The 1,891-nt window shown below is 43.7% G+C and carries 1 protein-coding gene; it reads left to right on the forward strand.

The features are described from left to right. The first annotated feature begins 552 nt into the window (after nucleotides 1-552). Nucleotides 553-1,815 (forward strand): group II intron reverse transcriptase/maturase, encoded by a 1,263-nt coding sequence (gene ltrA, locus ACIQYG_RS26800; protein WP_402844610.1) that lies wholly within the window; start codon nucleotides 553-555, stop codon nucleotides 1,813-1,815. Nucleotides 1,816-1,891 lie beyond the last annotated feature (76 nt).

A 1,891-nucleotide genomic window follows, 5' to 3' on the forward strand; every position in this document is an offset into this window, starting at 1 on the left:
GTGCGCCCGGCATGGGTGCAATCTATAGGGTGAAAGTCCCGAACCATGAAGGCAGTAGTAGTGGTTAGCTTAATGCAAGGGTGTCTACGGTGACGTGGAATCTGAAGGAAGCAAGCGGCAAACCTCCGGTCTGAGGAACACGAACTTCATATAAGGCTAGGTATCATTGGATGAGTTTGCGAAACAAAACAAAGTCCTTACTGCCGAAGGTGGTACAGAGTAAATGAAGCAGATAGATGGAGGGAAAGATTGCTCTCTTACCCGGGGAGGTCTGATGACAGCCAAGTACACTTGGTAACCTGTCCAGTGATGGACAGCTGAATCATCAGAAGTCAGCAGAGGTCATAGTACTTGTCTACTCGAGAAGATAAGGAAGGACCGAACAGATTAAGGAGGATGAATACTAGGCGTTCGTTATCTGCGAAGAAACAAACAATTCCTAACGGAACTTATTTGAAGGAAGAAGTGGTGAATACACGGGGAACTTCAAAAGGGTGGAGCAGATAAAGGCACAAATAGACCATTTATCCACGCAGGGAAAGGATATCAACGATGTTAATGGAACAGATACTAGAGAGGGAAAACTTAATACAGGCATTGAAGCGTGTAGAAAGAAATAAGGGAAGCCATGGTGTAGATGGAATGCCGGTTCAAAACCTGAGACCGCACCTCGCAACCGAATGGTACAACATGAAAACTGCCCTTTTACAGGGTACCTATCAACCGCAGCCCGTCCGTCGTATCGAAATCCCGAAACCAAACGGCGGAGTTCGGCTATTGGGTATTCCAACCGTTCTAGACCGTTTCATTCAACAAGCCATTGCCCAAATCTTGACCAAGATATATGACTCAACCTTTTCGGAGAATAGCTATGGATTTCGCCCTAACAAACAAGGGCACCAGGCGGTTCGAAAGGCAAAGTCCTATATAACCGAAGGCTATACATGGGTAGTGGATATGGACTTGGAGAAGTTCTTCGATAAAGTGAATCATGACAAGCTCATGGGAATGTTAGAGCGGAAAATTGAAGATAAACGAGTTCTCAAACTGATTCGTAAATTCCTTCAAGCAGGCATTATGATAGGCGGACTTTTTCATAAAAGTGAGGAGGGAACTCCGCAAGGAGGTCCGTTAAGTCCTATATTATCTAATATCATGTTAGACGATTTAGATAAAGAACTAGAGAAACGCAATCTTCGATTCGTAAGGTATGCGGATGACAGTACTATCTTTGTGAAGACACGAAAAGCCGCCAAACGTGCAATGGGAAATATCTCAAGCTTCATTGAAAATAAACTGAAGCTAAAGGTCAACTACGAGAAGTCGAAGTATGATCGCCCTTGGAACAGAACGTTTCTCGGTTTTAGTTTTACGAAGTCAAAGAAGAACCCGAAGGTTCTACTGGCTAAACAAACGGTGAAGAGAGTAAAGAAACGAATCAGGGAAATGACCTCGAGAAAATTACCGATACCCATGAAACTCCGAATAAATAAGTTAAAGCAATACCTTAGAGGTTGGATGGGGTATTTCTCCCTCATTGATACTCCGAACGTATTGAAGAATTTAGATTCATGGATGCGAAGAAGACTCAGGATGTGCCTATGGAAGCAATGGAAATTGCCAAGAACGAGGGTGAGGAAACTCAAAGGATTAGGCGTCCCATTTGGAAAAGCATATGAATGGGGAAATAGCAGAAAGGGTTATTGGCGCATAGCGCATAGTCCTATTCTAGACAAAACCCTTAATAAAGTTTATTGGCTCCATCATGGGTTAGTAAATCTATATGAACGATATACAAAACTACGTCAGACTTAAACTGAACCGCCGTATACCGAACGGTATGTACGGTGGTGTGAGAGGTCGGAGGCTAGGCACCTCCTCCTACTCGATT

The sequence above is a fragment of the Peribacillus sp. NPDC096622 genome (genome assembly GCF_044762665.1).
GTDB lineage: Bacteria > Bacillota > Bacilli > Bacillales > DSM-1321 > Peribacillus > Peribacillus frigoritolerans_B.

What these genes read in the sequence shown, in the direction of transcription:
- ltrA (WP_402844610.1), top strand. Translation starts at nt 553, where the DNA reads ATGTTAATGGAACAGATACTAGAGAGGGAAAACTTAATACAGGCATTG.